The 13592-nt window shown below is 72.6% G+C and carries 13 protein-coding genes; 6 read left to right on the forward strand and 7 right to left on the reverse strand.

Going from position 1 to position 13592, the window contains the following annotated elements; genetic code table 11:
* The first annotated feature begins 284 nt into the window (after positions 1–284).
* Entirely contained in the window at positions 285–866 is a 582-nt protein-coding gene (locus AB0L45_RS38315) for an EF-hand domain-containing protein (RefSeq protein WP_365848412.1), read from the forward strand.
* A 14-nt stretch (positions 867–880) separates the two neighbouring features.
* Here the strand turns inward: AB0L45_RS38315 and AB0L45_RS38320 are convergent, their stop codons facing one another.
* The 5 genes from AB0L45_RS38320 to AB0L45_RS38340 all read right to left on the reverse strand — a co-directional run bounded on the left by AB0L45_RS38320 (position 881) and on the right by AB0L45_RS38340 (position 5081).
* On the reverse strand, positions 881–1117 hold the full coding sequence (locus AB0L45_RS38320) for a helix-turn-helix transcriptional regulator (RefSeq protein WP_365848413.1): 237 nt from the start codon (positions 1115–1117) through the stop codon (positions 881–883).
* A complete protein-coding gene (locus AB0L45_RS38325; RefSeq protein WP_365848414.1) occupies positions 1117–1614 on the reverse strand; it encodes a DUF2975 domain-containing protein in 498 nt (165 codons plus the stop codon). The genes AB0L45_RS38320 and AB0L45_RS38325 overlap by 1 nt, the downstream gene beginning before the upstream one ends.
* A 74-nt stretch (positions 1615–1688) precedes the next feature.
* The gene (locus tag AB0L45_RS38330) at positions 1689–2762 is read right to left on the reverse strand and encodes a hypothetical protein (protein WP_365848415.1); all 1074 of its coding nucleotides are present in this window, start codon (positions 2760–2762) and stop codon (positions 1689–1691) included.
* Between the two features lie 553 nt (positions 2763–3315).
* Positions 3316–3576: a hypothetical protein gene (locus tag AB0L45_RS38335; protein ID WP_365848416.1), complete on the reverse strand. Its 261-nt coding sequence runs from the start codon at positions 3574–3576 to the stop codon at positions 3316–3318.
* The gene (locus AB0L45_RS38340; protein ID WP_365848417.1) at positions 3573–5081 is read right to left on the reverse strand and encodes an MDR family MFS transporter; all 1509 of its coding nucleotides are present in this window, start codon (positions 5079–5081) and stop codon (positions 3573–3575) included. Before AB0L45_RS38340 ends, AB0L45_RS38335 begins: the two co-directional genes overlap by 4 nt.
* A gap of 99 nt (positions 5082–5180) precedes the next feature.
* On the opposite strand from AB0L45_RS38340, the gene AB0L45_RS38345 reads away from it, so the two are divergent.
* Both AB0L45_RS38345 and AB0L45_RS38350 read left to right on the forward strand, forming a co-directional pair.
* The gene (locus AB0L45_RS38345) at positions 5181–5750 is read left to right on the forward strand and encodes a TetR/AcrR family transcriptional regulator (RefSeq protein ID WP_365848418.1); all 570 of its coding nucleotides are present in this window, start codon (positions 5181–5183) and stop codon (positions 5748–5750) included.
* A 127-nt stretch (positions 5751–5877) separates the two neighbouring features.
* Entirely contained in the window at positions 5878–6639 is a 762-nt protein-coding gene (locus AB0L45_RS38350; RefSeq protein WP_365848419.1) for an SDR family oxidoreductase, read from the forward strand.
* An 82-nt stretch (positions 6640–6721) separates the two neighbouring features.
* Here AB0L45_RS38350 and AB0L45_RS38355 read toward each other — a convergent pair whose 3' ends face one another.
* Both AB0L45_RS38355 and AB0L45_RS38360 read right to left on the reverse strand, forming a co-directional pair.
* Positions 6722–7708 carry an alpha/beta hydrolase gene (locus AB0L45_RS38355; protein WP_365848420.1) on the reverse strand — a complete coding sequence of 329 codons (987 nt, stop codon included), beginning with the start codon at positions 7706–7708 and terminating at the stop codon, positions 6722–6724.
* A gap of 194 nt (positions 7709–7902) precedes the next feature.
* Complete coding sequence (locus AB0L45_RS38360; RefSeq protein WP_365848441.1) at positions 7903–10263, reverse strand: UvrD-helicase domain-containing protein; 2361 nt, start codon at positions 10261–10263, stop codon at positions 7903–7905.
* A gap of 211 nt (positions 10264–10474) precedes the next feature.
* Here AB0L45_RS38360 and AB0L45_RS38365 point away from each other — a divergent pair, with 211 nt between their 5' ends.
* The 3 genes from AB0L45_RS38365 (at position 10475) to AB0L45_RS38375 (ending at position 13581) form a co-directional block, all read left to right on the forward strand.
* Positions 10475–11101, forward strand: coding sequence for a helix-turn-helix domain-containing protein (locus AB0L45_RS38365; protein WP_365848421.1), 627 nt, complete (start codon positions 10475–10477; stop codon positions 11099–11101).
* On the forward strand, positions 11098–12390 hold the full coding sequence (locus AB0L45_RS38370; protein ID WP_365848422.1) for an MFS transporter: 1293 nt from the start codon (positions 11098–11100) through the stop codon (positions 12388–12390). The genes AB0L45_RS38365 and AB0L45_RS38370 overlap by 4 nt, the downstream gene beginning before the upstream one ends.
* 135 nt (positions 12391–12525) lie before the next feature.
* Entirely contained in the window at positions 12526–13581 is a 1056-nt protein-coding gene (locus AB0L45_RS38375) for a chitinase (protein WP_365848423.1), read from the forward strand.
* The last annotated feature ends 11 nt before the right edge of the window (positions 13582–13592 follow it).

Consider the following 13592-nt stretch of genomic DNA (forward strand, 5'->3'; position numbering starts at 1 on the left):
CCGCACACCGGCTGACACGCCCCGACCCCGCCTGGGCACGGGGGTGCGTCCGCGGCGGGGTGCGGTGGTGCCGTCCCGCTCCCGGCGATCGGGCACGACGGCGCTGTGGGTCACGCTGCCCGCCGCCCGACGCCCGGTGGCCCCTCCGACCGGTCGACCCACGGGCGCGCCGTTCCGATCTCCGGAAAGCATCCCGCGCGCCACTGACGGAATGCGCGTCTCCTGCGCTTCGCACGAGTATCTTCGCGGCTGAAAGTCCATGAGAGCAGCCGGGAGGAAGCGCCGTGCCCCACCCCCTGTCCGACTCACCGCAGCACCGCATCTTCGCCATGCTGGACGTGGACGGTGACGGCGCCATCACCCGTGCGGAATACCTCGCACGGGTCGACCGCGTGGCGTCCGCCATGGGACGCGAGGCCCACCATCCGGTCGTCCCCGCCGCGCTCGCCGCCCATGAGGCGGTCTTCGCGGACATGGACGCCGACCACGACGGCCGGGTGACCTTCGAGGAGTACCGCGCCTGGGTGGGCCACGAGACGTTCGAACGCTCCTGCCGGCCCGCGCTGGGCTCCCTCTTCGACATCGCCGACCTCGACGCCGACGGGCGCCTGAACCGCGCCGAGTTCATCCGCCTGCGCACCGCCGCGGGAAACGCCGGGCCCGACGCCGCCGCGGCCTTCGACGCCCTCGACACCGACGGCGACGGCCTGGTCGGCCGCGATGCCTACCTGGCGGGCATCAAGTCGTTCGTCACCGCCGGCAGCTCTCCCATGGCCGCGGCATACGGCACCGCGCGACCGGTGCTCGCGGCAGCGACCGGGAACGCGTCGGCCGGCCAGGATTCCGGGTACGGACGGGCGCGGTAGACCGACGGCGCCGCTCAGTCCGCCTCACCGTCGTCGTCCGTGCCGTCGTCGGGTACCCACCGCAGTACGTCACCGGGCTGGCAGCCCAGGGTGCGGCAGATCGCGTCGAGCGTCGTGAAGCGCACGGCCTTCGCGCGGCCGTTCTTCAGTACGGCGATGTTGGCGGGCGTGATGCCGACGGCGTCCGCGAACTCGCCGACGGACAGGTTGCGCCGGGCGAGCTGGACGTCGAGTTCGACGACGATGGCCATCAGACCACCTCGGCCATCTCGGTCTCCAGGTCCGTCGCCTTGCGCAGCAGGCTCCGCATGACGACGACGAGCATGGCGAACGCCGCCCCCACACCGACGGCCACGACCGCGGTGGCCAGGGCGCCGATGACGTCCATACCGTCGTCGGGGGAAGGTATTTCGGCCACCGCCAGGTGTGCGGTGACACCGGCGGCCAGCAGGGTCGCCAGCACCGCGGCTCCGATGATGACGTCGACCCAGCGGAAGGCACGCGGCGTGAAGATGGCGTCGCGCTCGACCATGGTGAGCAGCATCCACACGGCGACGAGCGCCACCTGCACGCAGGCGACACCGACGATGGCCACCACCACGTAGGGCACGGCGAACGCGGCGTACGGAGGGAAGCGGTCGACCTCGTCGGCCGCCGTGGACGGGATGACCACGGCTTGACCGAAGAGGCCGAACAGGATGGCTGCGGCGATACCCGCTCGGAGGATGGCGATGAAGTAGCGGTGCATCTATCGATTGTCGATCGGTATCGATCGAAAATCAATCGATACTGTTCAGCTCGCGGTGTGGTGGCGCGTGAGCGCTACGCGTCGGGTGTCCGCGCCGCACCGGAATCGGTGTCCGGGCCGGCCGCGGCGCCCCGCACTCCGTCGTCGAAGACGACGGTCAGCGGCCGCCTCCCGTCCCGGGCCGTACCGCGCAGCCCCTCGGCCAGACGGGAGTAGAAAGCGCTCGCCAGGGCCCACGTGCCGTCCAGATGACTGTCGTCGCGGGTACGGCGCAAGGCGGTCAGCGCACCGATGACGGACCGGCCGGACAGTACGGCCCGTACCCGGCCGTTGCCCTCGTCCGCCAGCTCGTACGCGGAACGGAAGTGCTCGTTGCCGGTGGCGCAGGCGGCGAAGAACTCCCACGCCTCGCGGTGACAGACCAGGACGACCGGCCCGGCCTGGGCCGCCTTCAGGAGCAGCACGCCGTGGTCGACGTCCTCCTGGGTCTCGCGGCGGATGCGCTCGTGGTCGAGATGGCCGGGGTGGCCGGGGTGGTCGATGCCGGGATCGTCTTGGCCGCTCGGGGCGTTGCTCCCGGCATCGTCGCGGGCCCCGCTGTCGGCACTGGTCTCGACGCCGCATTCGGCATCGCTCCCGGCATCGCGCTCATCGTGGCCGTCCTCGCCGTCATCGCCGTCCGCGAGCGGCGGGAAGGGGGGTTCCTGCCCGGCGTCGATCAGGTCCGGGCCGGTCCACTCGGATTCCTCGGCGTCACCGGCGCCGTCGCCGCCGTCCTCGCCGTCGTCGGGGGCCTCCGGCCGGCCGTCGGCTTCCGTGTCGAACACCGGGTGCCGCGCCAGAGCGTCCAGCGACTGCTGGATTCCGGCGACGGACTGCCGGACGGCGGAGATCTCCTGCCGCAGCAGTGTCACGGCCCGTTCCGTCTCCGTGGCGGCGGCGGTGTTGCGGTCGGCGTGGTCGCGGGCCTCGCGGCTGTCGCGCCGCAGCTCCGCCGCTTCCGCGGTGAGGCGCTCCAGTACCTCGTGCCGCGAGTCGTCCAGACGCCGGTCCAGCCCCGAGATCTCTTCGGCGAGCGTCCTGCGGACGTTGAGCAGAGCCGTCATCAGTTCCTTGTTGCGCCCCACCGGCACCCCCGTACAGCACATGTTCGGACGATGTAGGCGGGGAGCCTGCCCGGCCGGGCCGGGGGCCGATGCACCCGGAGCGCAGTCGGGGGGCATCCGGTGCGCACCCGACCGAAAAGGCACTGCCAGAGCAGCAACTACGCGCCAACGGGCGGCACTTACGCCCGAACGGGGCACAGGTGCACGAGGTCACGGCGGTCGGATCGGGACGGCTGACCCCCGAACGGGAAGGGGCCCTGCCGGGGGTCAGCCGGACGGCGTCACTCAGGCGTCGTCGCGCAGAGCGATCCTCGCAATGGCCGTCCACAGCGCCTTAACGGCGACGGCGACGGCGAATCGCGAGGCCAGCTCCTTGGTCCACGACCTCTGCTCCTTCGCGGCCATCTTGCACCTTCCTTCACTCCAGACGACGCAGCGGAGCGAACGTGCCTCCGCTGCCAGGGCGAGTAAGGGAACTCGCCCTGTCCGACGGAGAGACGCCGGGCCCCGCCCCGCCCCCTTGCGTGGCGGGGCCCGGCTTCCCTATGCGCCTGGAGTGACTAGGTGCATGGGGCCAGTCTAGCGGTGTTCCGGCTCAAAAGCGGCTGGCCGTGCGGGAGTTGCCAGCGCTTTCGACCGCCTGCCGTGGGGTGCCGGAGGGGGAGTACCGGGCGCGGAGCAACGGCAGGCCCAGGTCGCGGAAGAAGCCGGGTACGGCGTCGTCGTCCGCGTCGGCGGGGGTCAGGCCGTGCGCGAAGATGCCGGCCGGCTCGGGCGGCGGACCGCCCGGACCCTGGGCGGCGCGGGCCAGGACCTCCTCGGCCCGGGAGCGGAGTTGACGTGTACCGACGTTCACCCGGTGCGCGAGTCGCGCGTACGGCTTCCGAGGCTCGGGCGGCCGGGCAGGAGCAGGCACAGCGGGACGGCGACGACGGTGAACGCCGCCGACCACCGGAAGGCGTCGCCGAAGCCGGCGGCCAGGGCGCCCGGGCTGCGGGCGTCGCCCGTGGCGTGCTGGAGGACGACGGCGAGCACGGCGATGCCCACCGAGCCGCCGAGCTGCTGGGCGACGCGGGTGATGATGCCGGCGTCGGGGATCTCCTGGTGGTCCAGGCCGACGTAGGCACCGCCGGAGAGCGCGATCATGGCGGCGCCCATGCCGGCGCCACGGACGAGCAGTGCGGCCATGAGCGGCACCTCGCCGGTGCCGGCGGTGACGCAGGCGAACGGCACGGTGGCCACGGCGACCAGGGCGAATCCGGCGAGAGCGACCCAGCGGGGGCCGATGCGGTCGGTGTACGTACCCGCCAGGCCGCGCGCGAGGAGCGCGCCGACGCCCTGCGGGATGAGCAGCAGCCCCGCGCCGAGCGCGTCCTCGCCGCGTACCTGCTGCCAGTACAACGGCAGCAGCATCATCGCCCCGTACAGGGCGATGCCACCCAGAAAGCTCAGGGCCGCCGAGGAGGCCGGCGCGCGGTGGCGCAGGAGCCGCAGGTTGACCAGTGCGCCGGGGCGCGGCAGTGCCCACGCGGTGAAGCCGCCGATCAGGGCGAGTCCGCCGGCCAGCGGCACGAGCACCTGGGCATCGGCGAAGCCCGCGCTGCCCCCGACGCGCGAGAGGGCGTAGAGGACGGCGGCGACGCCCGGCGAGAGCAGGAGGAGGCCGACGAGGTCCAGGCGGGCGCGGGGGTGGCCGGGTGCGGGACGGTCGTCGGGCAGGTTGCGCCGGGCGAGCAGGCCGCCGATGACGCAGAAGGGAATGTTGACGAGGAACAGCCAGCGCCAGTCGGCCAGGTGCAGGACGACACCGCCGAGGACCGGGCCGAGGACCGGGCCGAGCGCGGTGGGCACGGTGATGACGGCCATCACCTTGCCGACGTTGCGGCCCTCGGCGGCCTGCATGACCAGCGTGACGGTGAGGGGCATCATGATGCCGCCGCCCAGGCCCTGGACGACGCGGAAGGCGATGAGACTGGTGGCGTCCCATGCCAGCGCGCTCAGCACGGAGCCGAGCAGGAACGTACCGAGGGACGCGATCCACAACCGCCTGCCGCCCAGGCGGGCCTGGGCCCATCCGGCGAGCGGGATGGTGACGAACACGGCCAGCAGGTAGCCGGTGCCCACCCACTGGACCGTGGCGAGCGGGGCGTCGAGTCCGGCCACCAGGTCGTTGAGGGCGACGCTGACGACGGTCGTGTCGAAGACGACGGCCAGGGCGCCCACGACGACCGTCGACGCCGTGCGCCACACGGCGGGGTCCAGACGGCCGGGGTCCGTGCGGACGGAGTCCGCGGGGCCGAGGTCCGCACGGGCGGAGCCCGCCGTCGTGGGTGCGGGTCCGGTGTCACGGGCAGTGCTCATGGAGAGCCACCTTTAGATATAGGACTCTATCTTACGACCGTCAGCGTAGGGCGCTAAAGTAAGATAGGCAAATCTATCCAACGGAGACCGGAGGTCCGGATGCCCGAGCGGCGCCGCGGCGCGGCACTGGAGAAGGCCCTTCTCGACGCGGCCTGGGAAGAGCTGACCGCCGGCGGTTACGCCAGGTTCACCATGGACGCCGTGGTCCAGCGCGCGGGCACCAGCCCGCCCGTGCTCTACCGCCGCTGGTCCGACCGCGACGCACTCGTCCGGGCGGCCATCGTCCACACCTTGAAGGAGAACCGCCTCGGCGTACCCGACACGGGGAGCCTGCGGGGCGACGTGCTCACGCTCATGCGGGAGATCAACGCCACCCGCGTCCAGCTCGTCACGGTCATGAGCGTGCAGCTGGCCGGCTACCACCAGGCGACCGGCACCAGGCCCGGCGACCTGGTCGACCCCCTCGCCACGGGGCGCAAGGAGGCGGTCGACGTGCTCTTCGACCGTGCCGTCGAGCGCGGCGAGGTCACACCGGAACGCCTCACCGACCGCATCAGGTCGCTCCCCTTCGACCTGCTGCGCCACGAGATCCTCACGACCTTCGCGCCCGTCCCCGACGACGTCCTCGAAGAGATCGTCGACACGGTCTTCCTCCCCCTGGTGCGCTGACACGCTGTCCACGGTGACGGCGGAGGGTGGGTGCGGTGCACCCGGGCACGGTCCGTCCTGGTGGCCGCGTACGCCGTGCACCAGGCTTTCGAGCGCAGGTGAATGAGCTCTCGAAAGGCAGCACAGCATGAATGTGACCACCCCCGCGCGGACCGGCGACGACCGCCGCAAGGCCGTCCTGATCACCGGCGCGAGCAGCGGCATCGGCGAGGCGACCGCGCAGCGGCTGGCCGCCGACGGACATCATGTCTTCCTCGGCGCCCGCCGTACCGAGCGGCTGGCGGAGCTGACCGGCCGGCTCACCGACGCGGGTGGCTCGGCGGCGTACCGGCGGCTGGACGTCACCGACGCCGCCGACGTACGGGCGTTCGTCGACGCGGCGCGCGCCACGTACGGACGGGTGGACGTCCTGGTCAACAACGCCGGGGTGATGCCGCTGTCCGCCCTGGAGGCGCTGCGGACCGAGGAGTGGGACCGGATGCTGGACGTGAACGTCCGCGGCGTGCTGCACGGGATCGCCGCCGCGCTGCCGGTGATGCGGGCCCAGGGCGGCGGGCACTTCGTGAACATCGCGTCGGTCGGCGCGTACGAGGTGTCGCCGACCGCCGCGGTCTACTGCGCCACGAAGTTCGCGGTGCGCGCCCTGTCCGAGGGGCTGCGCCAGGAGTCCGGGGGAGACATCCGGGTCACCGTCGTCTCCCCCGGCGTCACCGAGTCCGAACTCGCGGACGGCATCGGCGATCCGCCGGCCCGGCAGGCGATGCGGGACTACCGCGCGGTGGCCCTCCCGGCCTCCGCGGTCGCGAACGCCATCGCCTTCGCGGTCGCCCAGCCCGCCGACGTCGACGTGAACGAACTCGTCGTACGGCCGACGGCGAGCGCGCAGTGACCTTCCCGCGGCGCGGCGGTGCCGGACCACCGAGCCGCCGGACCACGGAGCCCGCCGAGCCCGCCGAGCCGCCGCCGAGCCGTCAGACCAGTGGGCGGAGCCACTCGATGAGGATGTGGTTGACCTCCTCGGGCCGCTCCTGCTGGATCCAGTGCCCGCAGTCCTTGAGCAGGTGACTGGACGTCAGGCCGGGGAGCGTGGTGGGGAACGCCTCGATGGCGTCGGCCAGCCAGGTCGTGGAGGCGTCGCGGTCGCCGCCGATGTAGAGCGAGGGCTGGGTGATCGGGGCGCCGTCCCAGGCGGCGAGGTCTTCCCAGTCCCGGTCGGCGTTGCGGTAGCGGTTGAGCCCGCCGGTCAGGCCCGTACGCTCGAACTCCGCTGCCAGTTCGTCGAGTTCCTCCTCGGAGAGCCAGGCAGGACGGACACCGCGGACGAAGCGGTCGGACATCTTCTTGCCCGGCGGGACGAAGAAGCAGCCCGGGACGGCCTCCGGGCCCATGGTGTCGGCGGACAGGCTCGCGTAGCAGCCCGCCAGCCAGCCGCGCACGTCGGGTTCGATCTCCGCTTCCGCGCGGCCCGGCTGCTGGAAGTAGCTGACGTAGACCTCCTCGTCACCGCCCATCATCGCGAAGACGTCCGACGGCCGGACGCCGTTGCGGGGCGTGTAGGGCACGCCGAGGAGTCCGACGGCGGTGCAGACGTCGGGCTTGAGCAGTGCGGTGTGCGCGGCGATGGTGGCGCCCCAGTCGTGGCCCACGACGGTCGCGGTCCGCTCCCCCAGGGCGTGCACGACCGCGACGTTGTCGGACACGTGCTGCGTCATCCGGTACGCCGCGATGTCGGCGGGCTTCGAGGAGCGCCCGTAACCGCGTACGTCGACGGCGACGGCGCGGAAGCCCGCGGCGGCCAGGGCCGGGAGCTGGTGGCGCCAGGAGCGCCAGGTCTGGGGGAAGCCGTGGAGCAGCAGCACCAGGGGGCCGGTGCCCTGCTCGACCAGGTGGACGCGCCCGCCGGGGACGTCCACCGTCCGGTGTTCGGCAGGGGGCAGTGTGTCGGTGTGCTCGTACATCGCGGGCTCCTCGCTCGGTCGTCCGGCGGCGGGCGGTCTCCGTACGCCGCTGCCGTGAGCATCCTCGACGGGCGTGCTTTCGGACCAGAGGTTTTGCCGGTTCGGCAAACCCGTCGCGGGCCGCGCGGTACGCGGGCGCCGCACAGGGTGCGGCGCCCGTACCGTACGGCCGGCGAGGTGTGCGGACCGCGCGGTCAGCGGACCGGACCGGCGGCCGCGGGCGCCGCGTCCGCCAGGGACCGCAGCGCCTTCGGCAGTTCCCCGGCGTGCACCACGCCCAGCCGCTGCGTCGCCCGGGTGAGGGCGACGTACAGGTCGCTGGTGCCGAACCCGGCCGGTTCGACCACGATCACGGTGTCGAACTCCAGCCCCTTGGCCTGCCGGGGGTCGAGCAGGACGACCGGGCGGGTCAGGTCGAGGGCCGCGCCCGTGGACACGTCGGGCAGGGCCGCGGACAGCGTGGCGGCCAGGGCCGGGTGGTACGGCCGGGGAGCGATGACCGCGGTCCGGCCCTCCCCCGGGCCGCCGGCTTCCGTACCGCCGTCGCCGTGCTGCTGCGCGTCCGCCGCACGGGACGCCGTGCCGTCGGCCGTCTCCCGTACGACCGCGTCGGCGACCGCCCGCGGCAGGTCACCGGCGGTCGTGCCGAGCGCCCAGGGCCGTACGCCGGTGGAGCGGATCGAGCGCGGCGGCGCGAAGGAGGCGTCCGCGGCGCGGGGCACCTCGGCCGCGATGTCCATGATCTCGCTGGGGGTGCGGTAGTTGACGCCCAGCCGGACCAGCTCCCAGCGGTCGTCCACGTACGGCGCGAGGATCGACTCCCAGGTACCGCAGCCGCCCGGCTCCGCGGTCTGCGCCGGGTCGCCGACCAGCGTCATGGAGCGGGTCGGGCAGCGCCGCATCAGCAGCCGCCACATCATCGCGGACAGCTCCTGCGCCTCGTCCACGATGATGTGGCCGAAGGCCCAGGTGCGGTCGGCCGCGGCGCGTTCGGCGGCGCTGCGGTGGTCGGCCTCCTCGTGGCGGTCGGCGAGCCGGTCGGCGTCGATCAGGTCGTGCGCGGCCAGCACTTCGGAGTCCTCGTCGTCCTTGTCCTCGAACTCCTGGGTACGGGAGCCGTAGGACAGGTCGAGGACGCCCTGTGCGTACGTGATCCGCTTCTGGCGCTCCGCCTCCTGCGCGGCGCGGGCCGCGGAGTCGTCCTCGCCGAGGAGTTCGGCGGCCTCGTCCAGCAGCGCGATGTCGGCGGGTGTCCAGTCGTCCTCCGCCGGCCAGGGGCCGTGGTGGCCGTTGGCGCGGCGGATCGCGTCCGCGTCGGCGTCCGGGAGGTGGACGGGGTCGGCGAGGAAGTCGGCGACCAGCTGCTGCGGGGTGAGTTCGGGCCACAGCTCCTGGATCGCGGCGTGCACGTCGGGGCTGGCCGCGACCGCCTTGCCGAGCTGCGCGACGTCGTCCGGGCCCAGGAGGTTGGGGCCGCCGTACGGGTCGGCGCCGATCCGGTCGGCCAGTTGCGCGGTGAGCGCGTCGATGACGTGGAACGCGAAGTACGGGCGGGCGAGGTTGTGCGGCAGCCGGGTGGTGCGCGCGTGCTCGCGGGCGGCGGCCGCGATCTCCGCGTCCAGCAGCAGTTCGCCGTCCTCGTGGTCGATGACGAGGGCGGGTTCCGGCAGGGCCTGCCGGTCGCGTACGTACGCGGCGAGGGCGTCCGCCATCGCGGCGCCGCCCTTGACCTCGGCGGCGCGCGCGGTGTCGGTGCCGGTCGCGGTCACGCCGGGGAACAGTTCGGCGGGCGTGGCGAGCAGGACGCCCGTCTCGCCGAGTGCGGGCAGCACCTCCTCGATGTAGCCGAGGAAGGCCGGGTTGGGGCCGACGATCAGCACGGCGCGGCGGGCGAGCTGCTCGCGGTGCGCGTACAGCAGGTATGCGGCGCGGTGCAGGGCGACGGCGGTCTTGCCGGTGCCGGGGCCGCCCTCGACGACCATGACGCCGTGGTGCGGGGCGCGGATGATCCGGTCCTGTTCGGCCTGGATGGTCTGCACGATGTCGTGCATCCGGCCGGTACGGGCGGCGTCGAGGGCCGCCAGCAGTACGGCGTCCGCGTCGGAGCCCTCGTGGCCGGTGCGTTCGGTGTCGGTGAGGTCCAGGATCTCGTCGTGCAGGGCGGTGACCCGCCGCCCTTGGGTGGTGATGTGGCGCCGGCGGCGCAGCCCCATGGGGGTGTGGCCGGTGGCGAGGTAGAAGGGGCGGGCGACGTCGGCCCGCCAGTCGATGACCATCGGCGTACGGTCGGCGTCGTCGCGGCGGATGCCGATCCGGCCGATGTGGTGGTCGGCGCCGTCACGGAACGCGAGGCGGCCGAAGCACAGGCCGTTCTCCCCGGCGTCGAGGGCGGCCAGCAGCCCGGACTGCTCGGCCACCGTCACATCGCGCTCCAGCCTGGCCTGGAAGTTGTTCCCCTCCAGCGGCAGCGCGCGCTGAACGGCGGACTCGGTTCCGGCCCGCAGTTCGGCGAGGCGTTCGTAGAGCAGGTCGGTGAATTCCTGCTCCTGCCGCAATTCCTCGTTTGACAATTCAGCTCCGCTCCGATACCGTGTTCTCTAGTGGCGAGTCATGTATTGAAGAATTATCAAGACATGCAAACGCCTAATATACGCAGAGATTCACCCCGGCCGTCAATACGGACCGGGGTTTTTGTATGCCCGCGAAGTTGCAGAGACTTCTCTGCAACCCCTTTGCAGAGGACTCTCTGCACCCTAGGCTGCCGTCATGCCTGACCAGCCCGGACACTCCGCCCCCGCCCGCACCACGGGCCCCGCCCCCTCCCGTCCCGCCCGCCGGCTGGACGCCCGCAGCCTGCGCGGCCTGGCCCACCCCCTGCGGATGCGCATCTTCGAACTGCTCACCCTGGACGGACCGGCCACCTCCGCCCGGCTCTCCGCACGCCTCGGGGAGAACACCGGTACCGTCAGCTGGCATCTGCGCCACCTCGCCGAGCACGGATTCATCGAGGAGGAGACCGGGCGCGGCACCAAGCGCGAGCGCTGGTGGAAACGGGTCGGCGTGACCAATGACCTGAACACCGCCGATTTCCGCGACGACCCCGATTCCCGGGGCGCCCTCTTCGTCTATCTGCATGAACTGGTGCAGCAGTACTTCACCCGGGTCACGGACTACGTCAACGAGGACTGGGACGAGACCTGGCGGCAGGCCGGTACCGTCGCGGACTGGCACGACCTGCGGCTGACCCCGGAACAGCTCAAGGCGCTGAACGCGGAGCTGTTCGAGGTCGTCGCCCGCCACACCCCCGCGCCGGGCGCCGCCGCCGCGCCGGACGCGCTGCCCGTCGTCGTACAGCTGCAGTCCTTCCCGCGCAGAGAACGGGGCGGCGCGTGAGCCGGAACGCGGAGCGGCGCGGCGGTCTGCTGCGGCGCCACCGCGACTTCCGGCTGCTGTGGTGCGGCGAGACCGCGGGCAAGTTCGGTGCGTCGGTGACCGGGGTCGCGATGCCGCTGGTGGCCGTCTCCACCCTGCACGCCGGGACGTTCGAGGTGGGGCTGCTGAGTGCGGCGTCCTGGCTGCCGTGGCTGGTCATCGGCCTGCCGGTGGGCGCCTGGGTGGACCGGCTGCGGCGCCGGCCCGTCATGCTGGCCGCCGCGGCGGTCTCGGCACTGCTGTTCGCCGGTGTGCCGGTGGCCGCGTGGTGCGGCCTGCTGAGTACGGGTCTGCTGCTGGCCGTCGCCCTGCTGACGGGTACGGCGACGGTGTTCTTCCAGACCGCCTGCACCGCCTATCTGCCGAGCATCCTGGTTCCCGACGACCAGGCCGAGGGCAACGCCAAGCTGCACGGCAGCGCGTCCGCCGCGCAGGTCGCCGGGCTGGGTTCCGGCGGGCTGATCACCCAGGCGGCGGGTGCGGTGAACGGGATGTTCGCGCAGGCCGCGACCTTCCTCGTCGCGCTGCTGTGCCTGGCGGGCATCCGGCACCGCGAGCCCCGCGTGCGCCGTACGGAGCGGCGCCCCGGAGGGCTCGCCGGCGAGGTCGGCGAGGGGCTGCGGCTGATCGCCGGTGATCCCTGGCTCCGTACGCTGACGCTGTTCGGCGCCGCGTCCAACCTGGCCCTGATGGGGTACCAGACGATCCGGGTGGTCTTCCTCGTCCGGAGCGTCGGGCTGTCGCCCGCGGTGGTCGGCGGCCTGGTCGCGGTGACCGGTGCCGGGGGCGTGGCGGGCGCCTTCCTCGCCCGCCGGGCCGCCGCGCGGCTGGGGACGGCGCGCGCGACGCTGCTGTTCGAGTTCGGCCTCGCGCTGTTCGCGCTGCTGATCCCGCTGACCACCGGCGGCGCCGGGGTCGTCTTCTTCATGGCCGGCGGCTGCTGCGTCGCCGCGGGGGTGGTGGCCGGAAATGTGATCAAGGCGGGCTTCCAGCAGCGCTACTGCCCGCCGGGGCTGCTCGGCCGGGTGACGGCCGGTACGACCTTCCTCGGGTACGGCACGATCCCGCTCGGCGCGCTGCTCGGCGGCGCGCTCGGTTCCGCGCTGGGCCTGCGCGCGGCCATGTGGATCACCGCGGCGGGCATTCCGCTGGCCGCCGTGTTCCTGCTCTGCTCGCCGCTGCGGCGGGCCCGTGACCTGCCGACGTCCCGTCAGGAACCGCACCGCACCGAGTTGGTCCAGACCTATTGACGGCCCCGGTGGGCCACCCTACGGTTCGGGCAGCGCGCACTGCGGTTCCCAGCCACCCCCGCCGCACGCCGCCTCCCCCGCTCCACCGGTTCCCCCTCCCCGTCACCGCCGGCCACGGCCGGAAAGGAGCACATCATGTTCGGTCGGGCGTCCCGTCTGCTCGGAATCGCTCTGGTGACGGCCTGCGCCGTCCCGCTGCTGACCGCCGCGGCGCCGAGCGCCGCACCGCGGGAGGCGACCTGCCCGGTGAAGTCCAAGCCCGCGGGCAAGGTGCTCCAGGGGTACTGGGAGAACTGGGACGGTGCGGCCAACGGCGTCCACCCGCCGTTCGGCTGGACGAAGATCACCGATCCCCGGATCCGTGAGCACGGCTACAACGTGCTCAACGCCGCCTTCCCCGTCATCCGCTCGGACGGCACGGTGCTGTGGGAGGACGGCATGGACGCGACCGTGAAGGTCGCGACGCCCGCCGAGATGTGCGAGGCCAAGGCGGCGGGCCAGACGATCCTGATGTCCATCGGCGGCGCCGCGGCCGGCATCGACCTCAGCTCCGGCAAGGTCGCCGACCGGTTCGTCGAGACGGTCGTACCGATCCTGAAGAAGTACAACTTCGACGGCATCGACATCGACATCGAGACCGGCCTGACCGGCAGCGGCAACATCAACACGCTGTCGGCCTCACAGGCCAACCTGATCCGCATCATCGACGGCGTCCTCGCCCAGATGCCGCCGGGCTTCGGCCTGACGATGGCGCCGGAGACCGCGTACGTCACCGGGGGCAGCGTCACGTACGGCTCGATCTGGGGCGCGTACCTGCCCATCGTGAAGAAATACGCGGACAACGGCCGCCTCTGGTGGCTGAACATGCAGTACTACAACGGGAGTATGTACGGCTGCTCCGGCGACGCCTACTCCGCCGGCACCGTCCAGGGCTTCACAAAGCAGACCGACTGCCTGAACAAGGGGCTGGTCATCCAGGGGACGACCATCAAGGTGCCGTACGACAAGCAGGTCCCCGGCCTGCCGGCGCAGCCCGGCGCGGGCGGCGGCTACATGGCGCCGGGCCTGGTCGGCCAGGCGTGGAACACCTACCGGGGCGGGCTGAAGGGCCTGATGACCTGGTCGCTGAACTGGGACGGCTCGAAGGCGTGGTCGTTCGGCAACAACGTCAAGGCGTTGCAGGGGCGTTGAGAGCCTGTGTC

It is taken from the genome of Streptomyces sp. NPDC052496 (genome assembly GCF_040679095.1).
In the GTDB taxonomy this organism is placed as follows: domain Bacteria; phylum Actinomycetota; class Actinomycetes; order Streptomycetales; family Streptomycetaceae; genus Streptomyces.